Annotated in this window: 26 protein-coding genes; 21 read left to right on the top strand and 5 right to left on the bottom strand. The window is 34.3% G+C overall.

All coding sequences use genetic code 11. The features are described 5' to 3' along the window. The first annotated feature begins 131 nt into the window (after window positions 1-131). On the top strand, window positions 132-1,739 hold the full coding sequence (locus tag ACHRV5_RS05555; protein ID WP_395426056.1) for a lipocalin family protein: 1,608 nt from the start codon (window positions 132-134) through the stop codon (window positions 1,737-1,739). Window positions 1,740-1,792: 53 nt separating this feature from the next. On the opposite strand, the gene ACHRV5_RS05550 is transcribed toward ACHRV5_RS05555, so the two are convergent. Then, window positions 1,793-2,365, bottom strand: a complete 573-nt coding sequence (locus ACHRV5_RS05550; RefSeq protein WP_395426055.1) for a hypothetical protein — start codon at window positions 2,363-2,365, stop codon at window positions 1,793-1,795. Window positions 2,366-2,613: 248 nt separating this feature from the next. Further along, window positions 2,614-4,497, bottom strand: coding sequence for a molecular chaperone DnaK (gene dnaK / locus ACHRV5_RS05545; RefSeq protein WP_047775908.1), 1,884 nt, complete (start codon window positions 4,495-4,497; stop codon window positions 2,614-2,616). A 333-nt stretch (window positions 4,498-4,830) separates the two neighbouring features. Here dnaK and ACHRV5_RS05540 point away from each other — a divergent pair, with 333 nt between their 5' ends. The 13 genes from ACHRV5_RS05540 (at window position 4,831) to ACHRV5_RS05480 (ending at window position 15,047) form a co-directional block, all read left to right on the top strand. Further along, window positions 4,831-5,217, top strand: coding sequence for an RDD family protein (locus ACHRV5_RS05540; RefSeq protein ID WP_082210615.1), 387 nt, complete (start codon window positions 4,831-4,833; stop codon window positions 5,215-5,217). A gap of 434 nt (window positions 5,218-5,651) precedes the next feature. Beyond that, window positions 5,652-6,098 carry a hypothetical protein gene (locus ACHRV5_RS05535; protein ID WP_395426054.1) on the top strand — a complete coding sequence of 149 codons (447 nt, stop codon included), beginning with the start codon at window positions 5,652-5,654 and terminating at the stop codon, window positions 6,096-6,098. 177 nt (window positions 6,099-6,275) lie between these two features. Continuing rightward, complete coding sequence (locus tag ACHRV5_RS05530; RefSeq protein WP_395426053.1) at window positions 6,276-7,238, top strand: hypothetical protein; 963 nt, start codon at window positions 6,276-6,278, stop codon at window positions 7,236-7,238. A gap of 239 nt (window positions 7,239-7,477) precedes the next feature. Further along, entirely contained in the window at window positions 7,478-8,014 is a 537-nt protein-coding gene (locus ACHRV5_RS05525) for a hypothetical protein (RefSeq protein ID WP_395426052.1), read from the top strand. 187 nt (window positions 8,015-8,201) lie between these two features. Continuing rightward, complete coding sequence (locus ACHRV5_RS05520) at window positions 8,202-8,579, top strand: helix-turn-helix domain-containing protein (RefSeq protein WP_395426051.1); 378 nt, start codon at window positions 8,202-8,204, stop codon at window positions 8,577-8,579. A 91-nt stretch (window positions 8,580-8,670) separates the two neighbouring features. Continuing rightward, window positions 8,671-9,426 (top strand): SDR family oxidoreductase, encoded by a 756-nt coding sequence (locus ACHRV5_RS05515; RefSeq protein WP_395426050.1) that lies wholly within the window; start codon window positions 8,671-8,673, stop codon window positions 9,424-9,426. Between the two features lie 71 nt (window positions 9,427-9,497). Continuing rightward, window positions 9,498-9,851, top strand: a complete 354-nt coding sequence (locus tag ACHRV5_RS05510; protein WP_395426049.1) for a DoxX family protein — start codon at window positions 9,498-9,500, stop codon at window positions 9,849-9,851. 294 nt (window positions 9,852-10,145) lie between these two features. Continuing rightward, entirely contained in the window at window positions 10,146-11,411 is a 1,266-nt protein-coding gene (locus ACHRV5_RS05505) for a Na+/H+ antiporter (RefSeq protein ID WP_395426048.1), read from the top strand. A gap of 38 nt (window positions 11,412-11,449) precedes the next feature. Further along, entirely contained in the window at window positions 11,450-12,478 is a 1,029-nt protein-coding gene (locus ACHRV5_RS05500) for a saccharopine dehydrogenase family protein (protein ID WP_395426047.1), read from the top strand. A 22-nt stretch (window positions 12,479-12,500) separates the two neighbouring features. Further along, entirely contained in the window at window positions 12,501-13,091 is a 591-nt protein-coding gene (locus ACHRV5_RS05495) for a hypothetical protein (RefSeq protein WP_395426046.1), read from the top strand. A 137-nt stretch (window positions 13,092-13,228) separates the two neighbouring features. After that, the gene (locus ACHRV5_RS05490; protein WP_395426045.1) at window positions 13,229-13,666 is read left to right on the top strand and encodes an acyl-CoA thioesterase; all 438 of its coding nucleotides are present in this window, start codon (window positions 13,229-13,231) and stop codon (window positions 13,664-13,666) included. An 80-nt stretch (window positions 13,667-13,746) separates the two neighbouring features. Further along, complete coding sequence (locus ACHRV5_RS05485; protein ID WP_395426044.1) at window positions 13,747-14,190, top strand: nuclear transport factor 2 family protein; 444 nt, start codon at window positions 13,747-13,749, stop codon at window positions 14,188-14,190. Window positions 14,191-14,210: 20 nt separating this feature from the next. Further along, window positions 14,211-15,047: a mechanosensitive ion channel family protein gene (locus ACHRV5_RS05480; RefSeq protein WP_047775938.1), complete on the top strand. Its 837-nt coding sequence runs from the start codon at window positions 14,211-14,213 to the stop codon at window positions 15,045-15,047. Between the two features lie 26 nt (window positions 15,048-15,073). Here the strand turns inward: ACHRV5_RS05480 and ACHRV5_RS05475 are convergent, their stop codons facing one another. Further along, the gene (locus tag ACHRV5_RS05475; RefSeq protein WP_395426043.1) at window positions 15,074-15,766 is read right to left on the bottom strand and encodes a hypothetical protein; all 693 of its coding nucleotides are present in this window, start codon (window positions 15,764-15,766) and stop codon (window positions 15,074-15,076) included. A 357-nt stretch (window positions 15,767-16,123) separates the two neighbouring features. Between ACHRV5_RS05475 and ACHRV5_RS05470 the strand changes: the two genes are divergently transcribed. The 4 genes from ACHRV5_RS05470 (at window position 16,124) to ACHRV5_RS05455 (ending at window position 19,676) form a co-directional block, all read left to right on the top strand. Beyond that, the gene (locus ACHRV5_RS05470) at window positions 16,124-16,513 is read left to right on the top strand and encodes a DUF1398 domain-containing protein (RefSeq protein ID WP_047775941.1); all 390 of its coding nucleotides are present in this window, start codon (window positions 16,124-16,126) and stop codon (window positions 16,511-16,513) included. 127 nt (window positions 16,514-16,640) lie between these two features. After that, window positions 16,641-17,498: a sulfurtransferase gene (locus ACHRV5_RS05465; RefSeq protein ID WP_395426042.1), complete on the top strand. Its 858-nt coding sequence runs from the start codon at window positions 16,641-16,643 to the stop codon at window positions 17,496-17,498. A 17-nt stretch (window positions 17,499-17,515) separates the two neighbouring features. After that, complete coding sequence (locus ACHRV5_RS05460) at window positions 17,516-18,739, top strand: ATP-binding cassette domain-containing protein (RefSeq protein WP_395426041.1); 1,224 nt, start codon at window positions 17,516-17,518, stop codon at window positions 18,737-18,739. Between the two features lie 325 nt (window positions 18,740-19,064). Further along, window positions 19,065-19,676, top strand: coding sequence for a hypothetical protein (locus tag ACHRV5_RS05455; protein WP_395426040.1), 612 nt, complete (start codon window positions 19,065-19,067; stop codon window positions 19,674-19,676). A 46-nt stretch (window positions 19,677-19,722) separates the two neighbouring features. Here ACHRV5_RS05455 and ACHRV5_RS05450 read toward each other — a convergent pair whose 3' ends face one another. Both ACHRV5_RS05450 and ACHRV5_RS05445 read right to left on the bottom strand, forming a co-directional pair. Further along, window positions 19,723-20,766: an RluA family pseudouridine synthase gene (locus ACHRV5_RS05450; protein WP_047775954.1), complete on the bottom strand. Its 1,044-nt coding sequence runs from the start codon at window positions 20,764-20,766 to the stop codon at window positions 19,723-19,725. After that, window positions 20,756-21,379 (bottom strand): PASTA domain-containing protein, encoded by a 624-nt coding sequence (locus ACHRV5_RS05445; RefSeq protein ID WP_047775955.1) that lies wholly within the window; start codon window positions 21,377-21,379, stop codon window positions 20,756-20,758. Before ACHRV5_RS05445 ends, ACHRV5_RS05450 begins: the two co-directional genes overlap by 11 nt. 230 nt (window positions 21,380-21,609) lie before the next feature. Here ACHRV5_RS05445 and ACHRV5_RS05440 point away from each other — a divergent pair, with 230 nt between their 5' ends. The 3 genes from ACHRV5_RS05440 (at window position 21,610) to coaD (ending at window position 24,010) form a co-directional block, all read left to right on the top strand. Beyond that, window positions 21,610-22,581, top strand: coding sequence for a D-alanine--D-alanine ligase (locus ACHRV5_RS05440; RefSeq protein ID WP_047776301.1), 972 nt, complete (start codon window positions 21,610-21,612; stop codon window positions 22,579-22,581). A gap of 172 nt (window positions 22,582-22,753) precedes the next feature. Then, complete coding sequence (locus ACHRV5_RS05435) at window positions 22,754-23,362, top strand: hypothetical protein (protein WP_395426039.1); 609 nt, start codon at window positions 22,754-22,756, stop codon at window positions 23,360-23,362. 189 nt (window positions 23,363-23,551) lie between these two features. Next, window positions 23,552-24,010 carry a pantetheine-phosphate adenylyltransferase gene (coaD, locus tag ACHRV5_RS05430; RefSeq protein WP_047775957.1) on the top strand — a complete coding sequence of 153 codons (459 nt, stop codon included), beginning with the start codon at window positions 23,552-23,554 and terminating at the stop codon, window positions 24,008-24,010. Window positions 24,011-24,046 lie beyond the last annotated feature (36 nt).

Raw genomic sequence — 24,046 nt, 5'->3', positions numbered from 1 at the left:
GAATTCGAAGGAGAAATGACAATTGTCATTTTGATTTAGTGTTTGAATAAAAAAACAATTACCTTTATACATCATATCCTGCTAAATGTCAAGGTTTTAACAACTCAACTAATTTTTAAAACCAAAATAACATGAAATCTCTAAATTTTAAAACCAGCTTTTTAACACTATTCTTTTTTCTAATTCTAATTTCGTGCTCAAAAGATAATGATAATGAAAAAGTATCTGATGCCACTTTTACCATTGAAGCCTTTCGCTCACAATTAATAACTATTGACTTAAAAGATACTAATCTGTTAATGGATGAGTATGATGGGGTATTTGGAAATGCATTAATTAAATTAACAAAATCAGCAGAAAACAAACTCCTTCTTTTTATTACAAATACAACTCCAATTGGATTAAATAAATTAACAATACCTGCTTTAGCCAATAAATCAATCCTAATCGACGTTAAAGAAGTTGTATTAACAGAAACGCCCGAAAAAACTTTAGAAGGTTTTATCTTTAATTTTAACCAGTCTTCCCAAAAACTAGATGATTCTCAAGAAGGAATTGACGCTAAAAAGAATATATCCCGTTTTACTTCCTTTTTAACTAATGCATCATTAGAAGAAAAAAGACAATTAGCAATTTTATATAAAGTAAATCAATCCCTTTTTGATAATCCTTTTTATGACACTGATAATTTGGCTGGAAAAAACATATTGAATCAGCTAAAATTAATCATTTCATTTGATAAAAATGTTTTACTTATTGTACCAGCTGTCTGGATGATTTACGCGGGAGAAACCTTAGTTAAACTTGCAGGAGTAGCACTAGCGGCATTTGCAGTTTATAATGCAATTAAAGCTCATAAAAGATTTCAAACTGAAGCATTAAACTCCATCGATGCAGATCTTAGAGAAGCTGAAATTATCAAAAAAAGAGAGTCCGACAATACTAACACTCCATTAAATCTACTGTCAAACAATACTAAAACAGTAACAATTAACACGCGGGACAGAATACTAATTACAAGTGACAAAAATAATTCAAAACCAGTAATTATTAATCTTTTTAAATCTCAAGATTCATTTAATAATAGTGTTAATAAAATGAATACCGTAATACTTTGGTTGAATCAAAACATCCCGACAATCAACTATAGTTTATTCAAAACACTTGAATTACCTTCAAATGGCCAAATTGTTCTTTCGCCTGCAGATCTATTGACATTTAAAAATTTTAAATTTTCCATAAATCATCCCAATTTGATATTAAAAAGCGCTTCTTATCAAAGCATAGGAAAAATGGATTTAAACATTGAAATTACTGGTACTCCAAGTACAACACCAATAACCAGTACTTTGAATTACACTTATGATGATGAATTTAGCACATTTTCAGGGAGCTTACCAATAAATGTGAATAAATCTTTGTCTATCTTAGGTAGCTGGAAATGGAAATCATTTACAATCTTTGGGAATCCCGCACAACAAGATGCCTGTGAATTAGACGACATATACAGTTATTTAGACAATGGAATTTTGCAAGTTGATGAAGGCCCGCTTAAATGTTCACCTGAAGTTCCACAAATTCAAACTGGGATCTATACTTTGGCAAATGATAAACTTACAATTCAAATTAATGGAGATCCAGAAAGCTATTTGATTAGAAAACTTAACGAAACTACATTAGAACTTGAAAGTGAAAATACTTCAAAGGGAGAATATCTTATTTTTACCCGAAAAAAATAATATCTAAAAAAACCGAGTCGTTTCTGACTCGGTTTTTACATTTAAAAATATCTTTACTCTCCTTTAATAACTGTATAAGACAAATCAGTAAACACACCATTAGTAACTTCAAAGACATCCGGAGTTACGATTTTAGTTTGTAAAATACCTCCTTTTTCATTTGTAAAACTGAAGGTTCCCGAAACTGTCTTTTTCTCCGGATTCATAGCTGTAATTGTCATTTTTCCGGATTTAGGTGTATGTTCCGCAAAAGAATCTCCACCAATTAGATAATAGTTCAAAAACAGTGCATTAATATTAATCTGTTCTCCTTCAGAACCTGAATCTTCAAAAACATATTCTTTTAGCGGCATAGCATCATTGGCTGTTAACTCGCCTCCGCACGTTAAAAAAAGTCTTTGCGAACCATCTTCAGCATTGATATCAAAACGCTGTCCTCCATTTTCTCCCGGAACTTTCATCAAAGTAACACTGTTGATTTTTGTAGCTTTCCACGCTACACCATTGATGGTAGCTGTAACTGAGGCAATTCCAGCCTGGTCTTCTTTTTTGTCATCAGCATCACCACTACATCCTGTAAATAAAGCAGCTACTAACAGTACTACCAGGCCTAATCTTTTTTTCATAATTTAATTTTTGCGCAAATAAAACACTAAAAAACTCAATAAGATTGAGGGAAACCACATTTATAGAAAAATATTTCACAACCAAATCAAACCAGTTTCCGTAACCTGCTGGGGTTAATTCAAATAAACAGAATACCCGACCTAAAAACCTATCTAAAAAAAAAGCCATAAAAAAACCGAGTCATTTCTGACTCGGTTTTACTATTCTTATGTAAGAGACGCACAGCAGTGCGTCTCTACGGAGTAAATTATTTTACTTCTTCGAATTCAACGTCTTCAACATTGTCACCTTGAGACTGCTCTTGTTGAGGAGCCGCTTGTTGACCTTGTTCACCTTGAGCGTACATCGCTTCTGTAGCTGTTTTCCAAGCTGCATTGATGTTGTCAAGAGCTGTTTGAATAGCTGGAATGTCTTGAGATTGGTGAGCCATTCTCAATTCAGTTAAAGCGTACTCTACAGCAACTTTGTGATCATCAGCTAATTTAGATCCAAGCTCTTTTAATTGAGACTCAGTTTGGAAGATCATTCCATCAGCTTCGTTCAATTTTTCAGCTCTTTCTCTAGCTACTTTATCAGACTCAGCGTTAGCTTCAGCGTCTTTTTTCATTTTTTCGATTTCTTCAGCTGTTAAACCAGAAGAAGCTTCGATACGGATATCGTGAGATTTTCCAGTTCCTTTGTCAGTTGCAGAAACTTTGATGATACCATTAGCATCAATATCAAAAGAAACCTCGATTTGAGGAACTCCTCTTGGTGCTGGTGGAATACCGTCTAAGTTAAAACGACCGATAGTTTTGTTATCAGCAGCCATTGCTCTAGCTCCTTGTAGTACGTGCAATTCAACAGTTGGTTGAGAATCTGCAGCAGTAGAGAAAACTTGAGATTTTTTAGTTGGGATAGTTGTGTTAGACTCAATTAAGATAGTCATAATTCCACCCATAGTTTCAATACCTAAAGATAAAGGAGTAACGTCTAATAACAATACATCTTTTACATCTCCAGAAAGAACTCCACCTTGAATAGCTGCTCCAATTGCAACAACCTCATCAGGGTTAACTCCTTTAGACGCTTTTTTACCGAAGAATTTTTCAACTTCGTCAGCAATTCTTGGCATACGAGTAGAACCACCTACCAAGATAACTTCGTCAATATCAGAAACAGATAAACCTGCATCTTTTAATGCTTTAGCAACTGGTTCCATAGAACGTTTTACTAAAGAATCAGTTAATTTTTCGAATTGAGCTCTAGTTAATTTTTTAACTAAGTGTTTTGGTCCTGAAGCTGTAGCAGTTACGTAAGGTAAGTTGATTTCAGTTTCAGCAGAAGATGACAATTCAATTTTAGCTTTCTCAGCAGCTTCTTTCAAACGTTGCAAAGACATTGGATCTAAACGTAAATCAATACCTTCTTCAGCTTTAAATTCGTCAGCTAACCAGTCAATAATTTCGTGGTCAAAATCATCTCCTCCAAGGTGAGTATCACCATTTGTAGACAATACTTCGAATACACCATCTCCTAATTCAAGAACAGAGATATCAAAAGTACCTCCACCTAAATCGTAAACAGCAATTTTTTGATCTGTTCCTTTTTTATCTAATCCGTAAGCTAATGCAGCAGCAGTAGGCTCATTGATGATACGCATAACTTTAAGACCAGCAATCTCTCCAGCTTCTTTTGTAGCTTGACGTTGTGCATCATTAAAGTAAGCAGGAACAGTAATAACCGCTTCAGTAACTGTTTGACCTAAATAGTCTTCAGCAGTTTTTTTCATTTTTTGAAGTGTCATAGCTGACAATTCTTGTGCAGAGTACAAACGACCATCAATGTCAACACGTGGTGTATTGTTATCTCCTTTTACGATTGAATAAGAAACTCTTTTTGCTTCAGCCGAAACCTCACCAAAACCTTGTCCCATAAAACGTTTGATAGAAGCAATAGTCTTAGTTGGATTAGTTACCGCTTGTCTTTTTGCAGGATCACCCACTTTAATTTCTCCACCTTCAACAAAAGCGATGATAGATGGTGTAGTTCTTTTTCCTTCTGCGTTAGGAATAACAACTGCTTCATTACCTTCCATTACAGAAACACAAGAGTTCGTCGTACCTAAGTCAATTCCGATTATTTTACCCATTTTTTATATAATTTATTTTTGATATACTAATTTTTAAACTCATGTGGCATAAGTCAATCTTTGTGCCAATATAAAAAACCAAAGTAAATTGTCAGTTTACTATTGACACACCAAAAAAATATGACAACATGGCATTTTTAAAACCTGACATTCATGGCATATCAGTACTTTAAGTGTCATTATCAGGAGCTGATTCCTGCTGTCTGCTCTATCTTTTCCTTGCTAAAGAAGCAAGAAAAAGGATGCCGCTCCCATCAGGGCTAGGGCACTTGGTTGTGTTAAAAAAAGTTCTGTGAATACCATTAAAATAAGTACATTCGTCAAAAAAAAACGATGAACGAAAAATACCCTTTTTTACTCGAGAGAATACAATCTATTCTAATTGACTCGGTTTTAATAGTAGCCTGCATGATCATTTTCTCTGATATTCTATCTAATTTCAAAAATGTACCCGATTGGCTAAGAGCTGTTTTACTGGTAGCTCTATTTCTATACGAGCCAATAGCTACTACTTTTGGTGGCACAATAGGCAATAACATAAAAAGCATAAGAGTCAGAAAAAATTCCGACAGCACAAAACGAATCAATATTTTCCAGGCGCTGATTCGATATTTCATCAAATTACTGTTCGGCTGGCTTTCTTTTATCACTATTTTTTCGAGCTCAAAGAAACGAGCCCTTCATGATATTCTTAGTGGGACTGTAATGGTGAAAATTTAAGCAGAATAAATAATTAAGGTTTAAAAACCTGCACCTCTTCATTGGCTACGTTATCATTATGTCATTCATTTCCCTGAAAGCTGAACAGTTTTAAATATACCAACAACTTTCAGGACAAAGTACTAGTAAAACTACCGAAATCAATACACCTGTAAACGCCAAAAGTATTCACGCAAATCAAAAGCTCTTTTGATAATTTGTAACGAAATATTTATATATTCGCATCCAACTAAAGTCTAACTATTACTGGACTTATCCATCTCATTTAAGGTGATAAGCCAAGTCCTGTCAGACATATGTACTGGTTAATAGCAACAAATAGACGATAACGACAGATGACATTCTCTAATTTTACCCATAAATTTAATTGGCCTCTAATAGCAATACATCTTGTCGCGACATTCTTTATGATTATAGCTGCCAGACAATTTGCAATGCTCAACGACATAGGCATTATTAAATCAATAGACAAATATGGACTTGAAGGCAGTCTAAAACACTTATACAAAGAGGGTAATTATTCAAGTCGAATTGCTTATTTTTTAATTTGGACAAATTTATCCGGATTAATTGGATTGTTGTTTGGATTTCTAATTTCACTTGGCTTAACAATAAAAAAGAAGATGTTTTGGCTAAATGCGCTTATTGTTTTCATTATTGCACTATTGCTAAACCGCTTTGGACTGTTTCACATCAAAATTATTAACACAATATTTTTTTCGTTGGGCAACTTGGTTTCTCATTTCGGACTTGAATACGAATTCATAATAAATGGGACAATCCTACTAACTCTGGGGCTATTTATATTTTTTAACAAGTGGACAAATAATTTTGCTTTTAATTATCAGGCAAAGAAAACTAATGTTATACCAGAGAAATAATTTTACTGCTGTTAACAGCCGTTACACGAGATTTGGACATTAGGCTGAATTTGAAGTTAGTTTTGTATCCGGAAAATTTCTTAATAATAACAGAAATAGCATCTTTAGTCTTTAACCGCGCCAAGCGCCTGAGTGTTGTATGCAATAATAGAATAAATTAAACACAAAATTTACGAAATGATTATTAAAGAAGCAGTTTTAAAAAGCTTAGAGGATATTGGCGGATTAACAAATTATCTTGCGGTACATAGTAATATTGTTGAAAAAAAATATTTTGATTTTGGGGCATCTAAAACACCTTCTTCTACGATTTCTGCATCTTTAGGAGACTTCATTAGGAATGGTGATTCAAGAGTCAAGCGAATAAAACAAGAAAACGGCTCCTATTTATATTACTTAACAAAAAATGAACAAAATATTGGAATAGACTTATTATTTAGTGAAACTCAAATCGATGTTAAATCATCTGGAAAACAAAAAACTTATGAAGAAAGAGATTTGCATAAGCTTCTAAGTAGTTATTTAAAAAACGCTGATACTTATTCCAAAACAATTTTTCACGAACAATCAAATGGAAAAGATAGTAATCAGATTTGGTCACATCCAGATATGGTTGGAATAAAGTTTTTAAACTTACAGACAAAGGCAAGTCAAAATTTTTTAAAATCCATAAATCGAGTCGATACATTTAAACTTAGTTCTTATGAGTTAAAAAGAGAAATTAATAACGATAGTGAACTAAAAAAGGCTTTCTTCCAAGCTGTTTCAAATTCGAGTTGGGCAAATTTTGGATACTTGGTTGCTTTTGAGTTTAGCGATAGCTTATATGAAGAAATAGAGCGTCTAAATCAGTCATTTGGAATCGGAGTAATCAAACTAGATGCAAATCCTTATCAAAGCAAAATTCTTTTTACTGCAAAATATCGCGATTTAGACTTTAAAACTATTGATAAACTTTGCAAAATAAATAAAGAATTTGAAAAATTTATCGAGCAAACCGAAAAATTAATGACCGCCGAAGAAAGATATTATAAATCAACAGAAAAAGAACTTGATGAATTTTGTGATCTATATTTTGAGAACGATTCTGAAATTGAAAAATATTGCAAAGAAAAACACATCCCTATTAAACAAGACTAAGCTTCTATCCAGCTCTTCGAAGTGTTCTTTCAATATTGCGATCGCTGTGCGAAGTCTCCTGACTTCGCACACACTGCTATATTCGGCTACAACTTTTTTAGCTCATTGGAGCGGGTACAAAGTCGGGAGAATTCGAACAGCGGAGAATTTGTACGTAATGGACAAAACCGCAATCATTAATTCCCAACCAAGTATAGCGGCATAACGTTATCACCAATTTTGTAATATATCAAGACAATATGGAAGAACCAAAAAAAATGATCTCTGAAATTATAGAGACGAATTCAGAAATAATTATATCTACTCCAAAAAAGAGAAGTTGGGTCTTGATAATTTTCTTATCATTAATAACACTTCAATTTACAAATGGAATTATTCAAACCTTATTTTTCACCGACAACTTACCTTTGATAAGTCGAATTATGATTTTGGTATTATCCATAACTGTAGTTTATTTTACACTAAGAGGACTACTATGGCAACTAAAAGGAATAAGAGAAATAAGTATTAGTAATGGAGAATTAAAATTAAGTAAACTATCCCCTCTTTGGACAAAAACAAAAACATATAAACTTTCAGAAGTTAAAACAATTGATATTAAAGATGAAGCAGTATCTGAAGGACCAATAGCAATGCTCCAACTTCTAAGAATTACCGACAAAATAAAAATAACTTTCTTTTATGGATACGAAACTATAACAGCTACTGGCGGAATAGACCTTACAGAGGCTATAAAACTAAAAAAACTAATGCAAAGTAAGACAAACCTTAATTAACTAATATAAAAACTGGCTATAACAGCCGTTCGGGGCGATTAGGAATTTGGGCTAAATTTAAAGACACTTTTGTACTGTGTAATTCGTGCATAATGGTAAAAACCAGCATCTTTACTCACAAAGTTATTAATTCCCAAAAGGTTATTCATAACTTTGTAAAAAACACTATGTTGAATTGACATCCAGTATGAAAGAGACGCAAAATAATAGCCAAAACAGAGGTCAGGAAATTACAGCACTTTATTTCGATTTTTTAGACCTACATATAGAAGATGTTGTGCAAGGAAAAGTTTCCGATTTTATGGAACTCAATCAAATTGCAAGCAAATTATTTATTTCTCATTCGCATCTCTCTGATACTCTACAAGAAGTAACAGGACATCATCCTTGTCATTTTTACGATTTAAAAATTGTAAACAAAGCAAAATCATTACTGACAGAAACCAATTTATCTATTGCAGAAATAGCAAAAATATTAACTTACGATCCTTCCAACTTTTCTAAGTTTTTTAAAAAATTTACGGGAAAAACAGCCGGGGAGTTTCGCCGGCAATTAAAAAAATAAAACCTATTTCAAAAGTTCCGAAAAGTTCACCACGATAGAACAATTTCATTTGCTCAATTTTGACGTATAAAATAATTAAAAAACGATTATTATGATACGAAATGATTTAAATGGAAAAGTAGTTTTAATAGCAGGTGGTGCAAAAAACTTAGGTGGTTTATTAAGCCGCAATTTCGCAGCGAAAGGGGCCAAAATGGCAATACATTACAACAGCGAAAGCACCAAAGCAGACGCCGAACAAACATTGTCAGAGATCATAAATAAAGGAGGTGAAGCATTTTTATTTCAAGGAGATATGACTGATGTTAAAAACATTACTCAATTTTTTGATGCAACAATTGCAAAATTTGGAGGTATAGACATTGCTATTAACACAATTGGCAAAGTATTAAAAAAACCTTATGTTGAAACCACAGAAGAGGAATACGATAGCATGGCAGATATAAATTCTAAAGTAGCTTATTTTTTTATTCAGGAAGCCGGGAAAAAATTAAACGACAATGGAAAAATCAATACCATCGTTACTTCCTTACTAGCTGCCTACACTGGCTTGTATTCAACCTACGAAGGAATGAAAGCACCGGTAGAACACTTCACCAGAGCTGCTTCTAAAGAATTTGGGAATAGAGGTATTTCAGTAACAGCTGTTGCACCCGGACCTATGGATACTCCTTTTTTCTATGGACAGGAAGCTCCCGAAGCGGTTGCCTATCACAAATCGGCATCGGCATTAGGTGGGCTAACCGATATTAATGATATTGCTCCCTTAATAGAATTTTTAGTAACTGAAGGTTGGTGGATAACCGGGCAAACTATCTTTGCAAATGGTGGTTACACAACAAGATAAGAATTAATTCAATAACTTTACAAAAGGCAAATGACATTGTTGTTTGCCTTTTACAGTAAAAAAAACAGCCTATGATACTGAAAATCATTAATACCGTCTTGATGCTTATTGCTATTTTTATGGGACTAAAACAAGGGTATGCAATGCTCACCGTTAAACCTGAAATGCTCGAAATATTCAGTAAATGGAACTTCAACAGAACAGTGCTAATTATAAATGGAGCCGTTACAATTATCAGTGCTTTGCTAATACCTTTTCCAAGAACATTTGTTTGGGGTAATTTTTTAATGGGAGCCGGGATCCTTATGATTATTTGTTTTCGTCTTTTAGATAAAGATTTAAAAGGTGTTGCTATTGAATTGCCTTTTCTCATACTCAATATGATAATCATTTATCTGCAACACCCACTTTCAAAAACAAATTAATAAGAATCAATTATTCTGTATTTTTATCAGTTCGGAATTTTAATATTGTTAGCTTTTTCAATTTCATTTACATTCAGCCAAAACACTTGTTTTTCACATTCCTCTTCTAGCCAAATAGGGAGTTTCTCCTTTTTTACTAAGGTCAGAAATTGTAATTCTTATGTTATAACATCAAAAATCAACTACCAATAAAATAGAAACAGGATAATTTTAAGAAACTTTGTGAATTTTTTATTTTAAGAAATAACTAAATTAGTAATCTCAAAAAATACCTCATTCAGTAAAAGCCAAATAATGGAAAATTACAGCATCATCATTTTTATCCTGGCCATCGTAATTGGACTTTCTGCTTTTGCAGATAAAATTAAGTTACCCTACCCTATTTTATTGGTTATTGTTGGAATCATAATCGGCTTTTTTCCAAGCATGGGCGAAATTGAGATTAATCCCGAAATTATTTTTTTGATTTTTCTGCCTCCGCTTTTATACGATGCTTCTTTTAATATTTCGCCTAATGATTTTAAAACCAATATCAATACAATTGGTACATTGGCCATTACATTAGTTTTTGTTACCACTTTAGGAATTGCCATTGTTGCCCATTACCTGATTCCCGGAATGACCTGGCCGCTTTCGTTTGTACTTGGCGCAATCCTTTCTGCCACCGATGCTGTAGCGGCTATAAGTATCACAAAAGGGCTGAAAATTTCACACAAAACCATCACAATCCTTGAGGGAGAAAGCCTTATTAACGACGCATCGGCATTTGTTGCTTACCGCTTTGCTGTGGCGGCTGTAATGGGATCAGCTTTTGTAATTTGGAAAGCGACCTTACAGTTTATGTTATTGCTTGGAGGTGGTTTTTTGGTTGGTTTTATCATGGCCAAAATTCTCGCTTACATCCTAACCAAAGTGCATAAAAATGTGAACGTTACGATTAGTTTTATGCTCTTAATGCCCTTTGTAGCCTATCTTGTTGCTGAACATCTGCACGTCTCAGGCGTTATCGCGGTAGTCGTTTTAGGATTGTCTATTGCCCGATTCAGCAATAAAATCTTCCCTGAAAGTCTAAAAAACAACTCCAGAACGCTTTGGGATATTATTATTTTTCTCCTTAACGGATTAATCTTTATTTTAATTGGTCTTAATTTCCGCTACATCCTCAAAGACATAGACAATACTATGATTTTGCCTTATATTGGGTATGCTGCGATAATTACCATCACAGCACTGCTAATTAGGATGGGAAGGGTTTTTCTGCAAAAAATAAACCTTCAAAAAGCTTTTCTAAATACAAAAGGAAAAAGAAAAATAAGCGAACATGCTCTTTTAGACTTCAACAACAGTATCACTTTGGGTTGGTCCGGTATGCGCGGTATTGTTTCGTTGGCAATCGCGATCGGATTGCCCAAATTTCTGGAAAACGGAACGCCATTCCCTCAAAGAAATGCTATTATTTTTATTTCAGTTGCGGTTGTATTATTAACCCTTATCGGACAAGGACTTACTTTGCCCTGGATTGTAAAAAAATTAACTCCAAAAGAAACGAATCGTTCTTAAAATATATTTTTTATACATTACTAAACCAACTAACCCTTATGAAAAATAGAATTGCAATTTATGGTGCCTACGGACACACCGGAAAGTTTATTGTCTCCGAACTCTACAGACAAGGTTACACAAATCTTATTCTTTCGGGAAGAGATCAGGAAAAATTAGTGCTTTTAAATCAAGAATATCCAGATTTAAAAATACAAGCAGCATCTATTCACGATCCGAAAACATTAGACGATGCATTTTCAGGTGCAGAAATTATTATAAACTGTGCCGGCCCTTACTTAGACACTGCAGAACCTATCATAAAATCTGCTTTGCGACTGGGTAGTCATTACATTGATTTAACGGCGGAACAAAAACCTGTTTTAGACATCTTCGAACAGTTTTCTGAACAGGCAAAAAACGATAAAATCCTCATAATTCCGGCCTCTGCTTTCTATGGCGGATTAGCCGATTTATTGAGTACTGCCCTAACCCACGATTGGAACCGGATCGATGAAATAAATGTTTATATCGGATTGGATTCGTGGCATCCAACAAAAGGAACAAGGGTAACAGGAGACCGAAATCACTATAAAAGATTAACGTTCAAAGACAATCGTTTACAAGAACTTGAAGCAAGTCCTTCGCAAGAATGGGATTTTAAAAGTCCAATTGGGATTAAGGAAGTTGTTGCTTTGCCGCTTTCTGAAATCATTACTATTTCGCGTCATTTAAATGTTAGCAGTGTTAATACCTATCTTAGTCAAAACTCTTTGAATGATCTGAGAAATGATGATACTCCGGAACCTAAAGCTGTAGACAGCAAAAACAGATCCTCACAACAATTCTGTGTTGATGTTGTTGCAACAAAAGACAACCAAATAAGAATCATTACCGCTCAGGGACAGGATATTTATGCCGTTACCGCTCCGTTGGTAGTAGAAGGAATAAATAGAATTTTGTCCGGCAGAGTAAAAAAGACCGGTGTAACAACAATGGGAGAAGTTTATGATGCAGCAGATTTTTTACAAGCTTTAGATGAAGATGACATCCAAATATCAGCCATAAAAGAATCTCAACTGAATTAAAAATAAATTACTGCATTACCCAATGGCAAAATTGATTTCACTATACTTTATCCTTTTCTCCACGTTGCTCTTTGCTCAAAAAGATAATTTCAATAAAGAGATTACCAAAGTAAAAGGCGATTTAAACAAAGACGGTTTAATCGATTATGTTTTAGTATCACAAGACACCTTAAATGATGAAGGACCTTATAAACTCGAAATCTATTTTGCTGAAACAAATGGAAAATTCAAACCAATTATTTCTTCAACAAAAGCAATAGATCCAGCATTTCCTGAGGGCAAAAAAGGTTATTACTCAGGGAATGCTTTTTCAGAAATTACGATCAAAAAAGGAATTCTCAATATTAATATTGAACTTACAAGAGGCCATTATGAACATAAATTCCGATTTCAAAATGGCAATTTCGAACTTATCGGTTTCTCCGAAGCCTATTCTGACGGCCTAGGTACAATGACCACAATCGATTTTAATTTATCTACCGGAATCCGAATTAAGGATACAGAACGTTATGACGACGAAAGTGAAAAGCCAACTCATTCCCAGAAGAAAGTCCTTATCAGACCATTACCTAAATTACAGGATTTCGTCTCTTTTCAAACAGAATATTATTAAGCTGTCGCTGATACTTTAAGTTTTCATAAAGAACTTTTCCGGTTTTTATTTGTAATTTCGATTTCTGACAATAACCGTTTTTCTGAGAAACAAATCTCAAAAAACAGTTCCGATTAACATTAAAATTAAAAAAACAAATGGTTTCATTTACTAAAGAATTATCTTTTCGCTGGTCAGATCTTGACCCAAATTTTCACGTTCGCCATAGTGCTTATTACGATTTTGGCGCACAACATCGTATTGAAGTTTTAGAACAATTGGGGTTGACTTTAAGAATAATGCAGACAGAGGGCTTTGGACCCATTTTATTTAGAGAAGAGTGCGTTTTTAGAAAAGAGCTAAAACTTTCAGATAAAATATTCATTCATACCAAAACCTCCAAAATGAAAGCGGATGCTTCGCGTTGGTCTATCGTTCACGAATTCAGAAAGGAAGATGATACGCTTTGTGCCGTTATTACTGTTGATGGTGCCTGGATGGATACTAAATTGCGTAAATTAGCTACTCCAACTCCACAAATTGCAGTTGATGCTTTGAGTATTTTCCCGAAAAGTGAAGATTTTATAGCGCTTTAAAACAGCTCCTATGTAATAAATTGACTCCATTTTGTGCTTACAGTTAAACGAATGTTTCAACCATAATTAAAACGATAACTATGAAAAAAGCAATCATAAGTTTTTTTACACTATTAATTTTAATCTCTTGTAACAACCAAAAACCGCAAAATATGGAGTCAAAAAATACAGCCTTAGTCAAACAATATTTCGAGCATTTCAACAACCACAAATGGAAAGAAATGTCCGAAATGTATACTCCGACTGCCGATTTTAAAGATCCGTCACTCGGAACAGGGATCGTAAAACAAACTCGTGCTGAAACCCTAAAAAAATACAGTGAATTAAATCAGATGTTTCCGGATTTGACTGATAAAGTCATTCAGATTTATCCTTCAGGCGAAAATAATGTTATCGTTGAATTTGTGTCTTCCGGAACTGCCGAAGACGATTCAACTTTTGAACTCCCAATTTGTACTGTTTTTACAATTGAAAACGGTTTGATCACAAAAGACTTTACCTATTACGACAATTTCGACGAATAATAAGCTCCTTTTTACAACGAATGATTGATTATATAACAGATTTTAGGATAGGCATTTTTGTCGCTATTATAGTGATTGTAACCATCGTTTTGGGTGCCATTACAGATAGAGCCTTAAAAATGTTTCTCTATCGCAAACTCAGCGATAAAGAATACGATGCGACAGGTTTTAAGTTTTTAAAACACTTAATCATTACGGTTATTTATATTTTGGGATTTGCATTTGCCTTAATACAAATTCCGGAATTTAAAATTATCGGACATTCCTTTTTGGCAGGAGCCGGTGTTATTTCGATAGTGGCCGGTTTGGCTTCGCAACAAGCGTTAAGTAACATTGTAAGCGGTATTTTTCTTGTGATTTTTAAGCCTTTTCGAATCAATGACAAAATTACCATCAACAATTTTGTAGGTACCGTTGAAGATATCAATCTAAGACAGGTCGTTCTGAAAGATGCGGAAAACAACCGAATCATTATTCCAAATTCGATTATTAGCAATCAAATTATTGTAAACACCAATATGCACGATACCAAGTGTTGCAAAATAATCCAAATTGGTATCGGTTACGAATCGGATATCGAAAAAGCGCTGGAAATCATGAAAGAGGAAGTCAGCAAACATCCCCTTTCTATTGATAATCGAACTGCCGAAGAAAAAAAGAAAAACACGCCTTTAGTTAATGCAAGAGTAGTTGAACTCGGTGCATCAAGTGTCAATATAAAAACCTGGGCATGGGCAAAAAACTCTACGGACGGTTTTATTATGTATTGCGATTTATTGCAAAGCATCAAAAAACGTTTTGACGAGGCCAATATTGATATCCCTTATCCGCAACAGGTTGTCACGTTAAAGAAATAAATTTTCTAGAGTAAGACGTTGTTAGTTTATTGAAACTTCAATCCAAAATTTACTTTATCAAAAGTTGTACTGCAGGAAACTGCAAAACGACCAAAGTTTACTGTTCCAAAAATTCCTTCTTCTCCCTGACCGGAATAAAACCCTCCCGCCGCGAAACGATCGTTCTGATATTTTAAAGCAATATCATTAACTCTGCTGCTTAACTGACCAAAAGCAATCACATGTGGAATAATTTCGTAACTCGCAAAAACTTTTGGAACCAGTTTTCTGTAATAATCGGAACTTTCATCGGTATCATAACTAATACTTGTAGAATGCAGATTCTCAAGACTACCACCAATAAAAGTGTTCTCCTTAAAATGCCAGGATACACTAAATCCCGTAAATGTTCCGTCATAACCACTCCTCGACTCTAAGTAACCTATAGCGATTGTAGCTCTGAATTTTTCACATATCTTACCGATATAACCAACATAAGACCGATCAATATCAGACTTATCGATGCCAGCTCCCAAAATAACATCGTCCTCGCACATCGTAAAGGCGTACTGAAAGTAAGTCGAATATTGATTTTCATTGCCCGCAACAACACTACGTCCTTTATCAAGATCGATATTGGGTGAAATTAAGGTTGAGTTTATAACGGCAAAATCAAATGTATTGATTTCCTGGGCAAATGTAGGGGCTGTCAACAGGAATAGAAGTATTGTTCTTTTCATAATATCAATTTTAGCTTACAACATTCTACTATTAAATTTACGAAAAACCTTGCTATTTAAAAAAAATATCCTTTTAAGTGCATTATTCATCGCCAAAATACAACATTTTAAAAATCAAGTAGTTAACATTAAATTAAACGAAACTAAAAAGAAACCTACAAAAATTAGAAGTGACGGTAATTCCCAGTCCTTTGCTTTTTCAGATAACTTTAGCATTTTACTCTTTGTTTTAAAAATGGTTCTCTTTACTTTTATAAGTATCAATTCAAATTCGGTCACATAATAAAAACGGAATCCGTTTTTTGATCCATTAATCGTATTTTTGAATTATAATAGCAATCTTAAAAAACTGACAATATGTTTACAATCGAACAAATAAAAGAAGCACATTCTAAAGTAAAATCGGGTGCCGATTTTCCAAACTATATACAAGACTTAATTATTCTGGGTGTTAAAGGATACGATACTTTTGTGCACGACGGTCATGTAGAATATTACGGCGTAAACAATTACAACGTTACTGCTGATGAAAAATATGCCGAAATTAAAGTTGCCCCTTTTCCGAACAAAGAACTATTTATTGAGTTTTTGGTAAAACATCAGTATGGTGAAACCGATTATATAACATTCTGCGGCCATTGTGCGCAATGTGGTATTGCAAAATGGCGTGTTGATATAGTCGAAATGACCTGTACTTATTTTGATCAATCAGATAATGAAATCCTGATCGAAAAAATCCCAAGTTAACCTCAGTCACCAAACAAACCAACAAATTCAATTCGCGCCAATTCATACAATTCGTGGCAAAAAAAGGAAGCATCAAACACAAATCACCAATTTTCAATCCTTTATAAAACCAAAAAACGCCAAAGCCATGTCAACTAAAATTTCGCCTCTTATAAATCCCAATGAGCTACTGGAATTACATGCTTCTCAAAAAATCATACTAATAGATGCGAGAGCTGGAATCGGTGCGGAAGAAAATTATAAAAAAGAGCATTTAAAAGCTGCCCGATACGTTGACTTAAACCATGATTTAGCCACGATCACAACCGAGCCTGCAAACGGTGGAAGACATCCTTTACCTTCTCTTGATAAATTTTCAAAAACACTATCAAAACTTGGAATTCAACCTTCAAGCCATATTGTAATTTATGATGATAAAAACGTCTCCAATGCCGCCGCCAGATTTTGGTGGATGCTCAGAGCTGCCGGACATGAAAAAGTACAGGTTTTAAACGGTGGTTTACAGGCTGCCGTCAAAAGTGGCTTTCCAATAAGTTCAGAAATTGAACATTTTGACACCGTAGAAAACTACCCGATTAAAGAATGGCAATTGGGTTTAGCGGACATAGACCAAGTTGAAACGGCCCGAAATAATGACGAGTTTATCGTTATTGATGTTAGAGACAAAAATCGTTTTGATGGTCTCACAGAGCCTCTGGATTTAATCGCAGGACATATACCGGGAGCGACTAATGTTCCTTTTAGTGAAAACTTAGACGAAAACGGCTTTTATCATGTTGCTGAAATTTTAGCAAAAAAATATACTGAAATTTTAGGTTCTGTAAAACCCGAAAATACAATAGTCCATTGTGGTTCGGGCGTTACGGCTTGTCATACTTTATTAGCAATGGATTATGCCGGAATTCCGATTCCAAAATTATATGTAGGTTCCTGGAGCGAGTGGTCACGTAACGATCGTCCGATGGCAACCAAAGAAAACAATTAATCTTTTAAGAAATAAAAATGCAGCATTGGGATATCCTTTTATCAAATAAAGTAAACAAAAAAGCTTTTATCGACACGTTACTTTCCGGCACTATTGAAGGAGAACTGGCCGTTTTTAAAGACCAAAAAGGCATTCTTTTCTCCGACATGGCGATAGAGAAATTTATTGAAAAAGAATACCAATACGACATTGTAGAAGCTTCTCCGGATTCACACCGACAATTGCGAACCTTTTCTTCAGGCGAGCGCAAAAAAGAATTTCTGCGATACTGTATCAATCAAAAACCTGATTTCATCATTTTCGATAATCCTTTTGATCATTTAGATCAAGCCTCTCGTGTTGTTTTGGCAGAATCTCTAAAAAAAATGACCGATAGTATTGCTATTATTCAATTGGTTAATCGATATGTTGACGTTCTTGATTTTGTTCCGAATAAAGCTCAAATTAAGGACAATTCATTTGCCTTACATCCATTATCAAAAGTCGAAAACCATTTTAAAACATTACAGACTACTTCAATTCCAAAAGCCATAGAACCGCATTCCTTTCACGAAAGTGTATTAATAAAAATGGAAAACGTTTCGGTAAGTTACGAAGAAAGAAAAATTGTAGATCAAATATCGTGGACCATAAAACCGGGTGAGTTCTGGCAACTTATCGGTCCAAATGGTTCCGGAAAAAGCACGATCCTTTCTTTAATTACGGGAGACAATCCAAAAGGATTTGGTCAGGATTTATTTTTATTTGGAAGAAAAAAAGGAACGGGAGAAAGTGTTTGGGATATTAAAAAACAGATCGGAATCTTCACCACTTCGATGACCGATTTGTTTCAAAAAGGCCACACTTTAGAACAAATGATACTGTCCGGATTTTTCGATTCTATCGGATTATATACAGAACCCACAACTTTTCAAAAGCAAAACGTAGCACAATGGCTTGAAGTAATCGAAATGAGTTCTTTAAAAAACAAACGTTTTACTGAACTGTCAATTGGCCAGCAAAGAGTGGCGTTGATTGTTCGTGCCGTTTTAAAACATCCACCCTTATTAATTCTGGACGAACCTGTCGAAGGTTTAGACGACGAAAATGTAGATTTGGTAATTCAGCTTATCAATACCATAAAACAAGAAACCAGCGTGGCGATCATCTACGTTTCACACCGCATCGAATCAGGCCTCGCTCCTACCTCCGTATTTGAATTAGTACCCACACCAACAGGTTCGATTGGAAAAGTAAAATAGCATCCGGTGCAAAAGTTGATAATCAAGTAAAAGTATATTTTAAACCATATAAGTAATGTAAGTTCATTTTAAATTTACTTTGCGTTACTTGCCTAAAAAAAGGATCAGGTGTAAAAAATTGGATCTAAAAATTTGGTTTATTTTAAAAAAAACGTCGTTTGTCCTTTCGACAAAGGAGAAATCACACAAGGAATTCCGCATAGAAAATCGCCAATCTTTGTTGATTTGAGAGCGCGATTTCTCCTTCGTCGAAATTGACAGAGCTACAAAAAAAGGCTTGATGGATTGAAAATACCATGCTGAAATTGAATTAAAAACCAAACTTATGACATTTAAATACCTTACATTCTCCCTGTTGTCCTTATTATTAATTTCCTGTTCCAGCGTAATTTCAACACAAAAAAAAGAATATCAATTAACCAAAACAGCACAAATCAAATCCGACTGGAAGCAAAATTCAAAAAGTTGGTCTTTACAAAAAGACACCTTAATGGGTACCGGAGATCCTATGGTGTGGGGTGTTATGGAATCTAAAAAACAACTTCCGAAAAATTTCGAAATTGATTTGAAAGTCAATATGACAAAAGAATCTTTATTTGAAATAATGCTCCATATCGATCAGGATAAATACATCAGAACTTACCTTTATCAGATTGATCAGAATATCGTTATTGGCAGAGGCACCTACAACAAAGGAAGTAACGAATACGACAAACGTGGCGGACCAAGTTTATTTACCAAATCAATCAGCTTAAAAAATAATCATTGGTATTCGGTCAAAATTCGGGTTTTAAACAATCAATTATTCTTTTCTGTAGATAATGTCACTAAACTGGAATGTTCCTTAGAAAAAAGCAATTTAAGCCAACATGGAAAATTGGGTCTCTTAACAAATGGAGAAGTAAAAATAACCGACTTTATTGTAAAAAGTATCTAAATAAAAAAGCTCCAATAGGAGCTTTTTATATTACAAAATTATCTAATTAGTTCTCTTCGTCTTCCATATTATGCGTCTTTCCATAATTGCGCCATTTCTCAATACAATCTTGAAAATCTTGCGGTAATTCGGTATCAAAACGCATCATTTCTCCCGTAGTCGGATGCACAAAACCAAGTGTTTTAGCATGCAGAGCCTGACGTGGTAATGCTTTGAAACAATTGTCTATAAATTGTTTGTATTTTGTAAAAGTGGTTCCTTTCAGAATCAAATGCCCTCCGTAACGTTCGTCATTAAACAGCGGATGTCCGATATGTTTCAGGTGCGCACGGATTTGGTGTGTTCTGCCTGTTTCCAATTTACAAGAAATAAGCGTTACATAACCAAAACGTTCCAACACTTTATAATGTGTAATTGCAGGTTTCCCGATTTCAGGATCAGCAAAAACAGCCATTTGCATGCGGTCTTTTAAGTGTCGGGCCAGATTTCCTTCAATCGTTCCCGCTTCTTCCGCTACATTACCCCAAACAAGAGCGATATACTCACGTTCAGAAGTTTTGGCTTCAAATTGCTTTGCCAAATGTGTCATGGCAGCTTCGGTTTTGGCTACAACCAAAAGTCCTGAAGTATCCTTGTCGATTCTGTGAACCAAACCAGGACGTTCGCTGCTATTCATTGGCAGATTATCAAAATGATGTGCCAAAGCATTCACTAAGGTTCCGGTGTAATTTCCGTGACCCGGATGTACTACCATTCCCGGTTCCTTGTTGATTAACAACAAAGCATCATCTTCATAAACAATATTCAATGGAAGATCTTCCGGAAGAATATGATTTTCAAAGGGCGGGTGCGATAACATCACGGTTACCACATCTAATGGTTTTACTTTATAATTTGATTTTACCGGAATATCATTTACAAAAATGTTTCCTTCAGTAGCTGCGTTCTGAATTTTATTTCGAGTCGCATTCTGAATCAAATTCATTAAATATTTGTCAATACGCAAGAGCGCTTGACCTTTAGGGACTTCAAATCTGAAATGTTCGAATAACTCGTCTTCCAAATCTAAATTTTCAATATTATTGTTCATCTTTTGGGGTTTCAGTTGGTGGCACAGCTAAACTATCTGTCGCCTGACTGTCATCTGCATACGTTGCTTTTCCGTCTCCTAAAACCAAATCAATTTTAGAAGCTTTCAATACACGGTCACCTACTTTTAAATTTCTTCCTTTGTAACGCATTTCCAAAACCATATCTTTTCCAAGATTCGGAATATAGGTAATTGTTCCTGCTTCAAGTCCTAAAGCCTTTAGCGTAGGAACTGCTTCACGATACGTTTTTTCTATTAAATCCGGAATTCGAACAGACGAAAATCCGGAAGCATTAATTTTTATATATATTTTTCTACCAACTTTTACCTTTGTTCCAGGCAATGGATCCTGCTCCACTACACTGTATTTTGGAAATTCACTTCGGTAATCAACACTATCCAAAAGCACATAATCTAAGTCCAGCTCGTCCAATTTTGCTTCTACTTGCTCTTCGGTTAGTTTAGATAAATTCGGAACAGCGATTTCATGCCCGTGATCAGTTGTAAAAGTCAACCAATGCATAAACAAATAACCCAAAACTGCAATAATAGCAGCCGCACCTAATACTTGCAAAAAGAACACACGGCTTGTTAAATACTTACGTAAACTCATAAAATTATTTTTAGTTGTGGCAAAGATAAACCTATTTCGTTTCAAAAAAAATGATAATTTTGTTTAAAACAAGAAAGTGGCAAAAAAACGCTACGTTAAAATTTAACTGCAAAGGCCGCAAAGATTTCACCCAAAGTTCACAAAATTGTCGAACTTGAAACCTGAAACCTGAAACTTGAAACTTGAAACTTGAAACAAAAAAACGAACAAAACATACTAAACATAAAAAAATGAAAAACATAGCCATCATCATGGGCGGATATTCAAGCGAATATAAAATTTCTCTTATCAGCGGAAATGTTGTGCACCAATATCTTGACAAAACAAAATACGTTGGTTTTCGTATTCATATTTTCAAAGAAAAATGGGTATATGTAGACGAAAATGAAGCTGAATTTCCAATTGATAAAAATGATTTCTCCGTAACTGTAAACGGGCAAAAAATTACTTTTGACTGTGTTTTCAATGCCATTCACGGAACTCCGGGTGAGGATGGATTAATGCAGGCTTATTTCGAATTGTTAAACATTCCACAATCTTCCTGCGATTATTACCAATCTGCACTTACTTTCAACAAACGTGATTTACTTTCGGTTTTAAAACCATACGGAATCAAAACAGCCATTTCTTATTACCTGAACAAAGGTGATGTTATCAATACCGAAGAAATTGTAAAAAAAGTAGGTTTACCTTGTTTCGTAAAACCAAACAAAGCAGGATCAAGTTTCGGAATTTCAAAAGTAAAAACCGCTGCCGAATTGCCAATTGCTATCGAGGTAGCTTATAAAGAAGACAACGAAATCATCATCGAAAGTTTCCTTGACGGAACAGAAGTTTCGGTTGGTGTAATCAATTATAAAGGTGAAATTAAAGTTTTACCAATTACAGAAATTGTATCCGACAATGATTTCTTTGATTATGAAGCCAAATACGAAGGAAAATCACAAGAAATAACACCGGCAAGAATCTCAGACGAATTAACTCAAAAAGTAGCTGAAACAGCCAAACGTGCTTACGAAGTTTTAAAAATGAAAGGTTTCTCCAGAAGCGAATTCATTATCGTAGACAACGAACCTTATATGCTCGAAATGAACACCATTCCGGGACTAACAACAGAAAGTTTGATTCCACAGCAAGCCAGAGCAGCAGGAATCTCTCTGGAAGATTTATTCACTAATGCGATTGAGCTGGCGTTAGTTTAAAAAAGTTACTGAGGTTCTGAGATTCTAAGTTACTAAGATTTCAGAACCTTTTTTAGTTTTTTAAAAAACCTGAATTGCTATTTCGAGTAAAGCCTGGCTACGATAGTTTTCTTGACCCTTAGAGCAAATCACACAAAAAAATCAATCAAAAAAGAAAATAAACTCAGAATATATGATCATAAATATAGGCCGTAACATAAAACAATTACAAACAGGAACGATTGAAAATGCTTCATGTCCAAACTGTAATAATAAAAACGGGTTAAATTTTTCAATTTATGGTGGTTTCGTAAATATTGTTATTATACCTGCTGCACCTATAAAACGTACAATAATAGTCGAATGTGATCATTGTAAAAAAACATGGAAATTAAAAGAATTACCAATTGATATTAAGGACAATTTCAAGAAACAATATAAAAAGAATCCCGTAAAAACCCCTTTATGGCAATATACGGGTTCTATCATTCTAATGTCTGTACTCTCATTTGGTATTTATACAGGTATTCAGGCAAAAAAAGCCGAAAAAAATTACATTAAAAGCCCTTTAACCGGTGATATTTACCTTGTAAACAATGATGGGCATTATACTACTTTGAAAGTAAAATCAGTATCAAAAGATAGTGTTGGTATTTATCTTAACGATATGGAAGTAGATAATTCTACTGGCATTAATGACATTAATATTGATAAGAATTATAATAAAACACAAAACTTTACAAAACAAGACTTGAAAGACCTCTATGACAAAAATATAATTTATCAAATAGATCGCAACTAAGCTATTCTATGCTTATTATCTAAATAACGAAAGGTGTATTCTTTAGAAACGTAAAAAAACTAAAATAACCCAATATTGTCATTTCAAAAAAGAAAACATCATACTAGAAACTCCACAATCAAAATAAAAACCTCTGAACCTCAAAAAATCAGAACCTTAGAATCTTAGAAACTCAGAACCTCAAAAAAAATGAGAAAAGCCATATTCCCCGGATCATTTGATCCCATTACACTAGGTCACGAAGACATTATCAAAAGAGGAATTTCTTTGTTCGATGAAATTGTCATTGCGATTGGTGTTAATGCCGAAAAAAAATACATGTTTTCACTCGAAGAAAGAAAACGATTTATTGAAGAAACGTTCAAAGACGAACCAAAAATAACGGTTATTACCTATGAAGGTCTTACCATCGACTTATGCCATAAACTAAAAGCGAACTTTATTTTAAGAGGGTTGCGTAATCCAGCCGATTTCGAATTCGAAAAAGCGATTGCGCATACCAACAGACGTCTTTCAAAAATAGAAACCGTATTCTTGCTAACTGCAGCCAAAACATCCTATATCAGTTCCAGTATTGTTCGCGACGTATTGCGAAATGGTGGCGAGTATGAAATGTTGGTTCCGGATGCGGTAAGGGTGCAGAAATAATTTAGTCTTAAATATAAATTTGGATCGGTAGGATAT

Origin of the sequence: Flavobacterium sp. FlaQc-52 (genome assembly GCF_044007495.1) — a bacterium.
GTDB classification, from domain to species: domain Bacteria; phylum Bacteroidota; class Bacteroidia; order Flavobacteriales; family Flavobacteriaceae; genus Flavobacterium; species Flavobacterium cupriresistens.
This window is presented reverse-complemented; position numbering and strand designations above follow the sequence as displayed.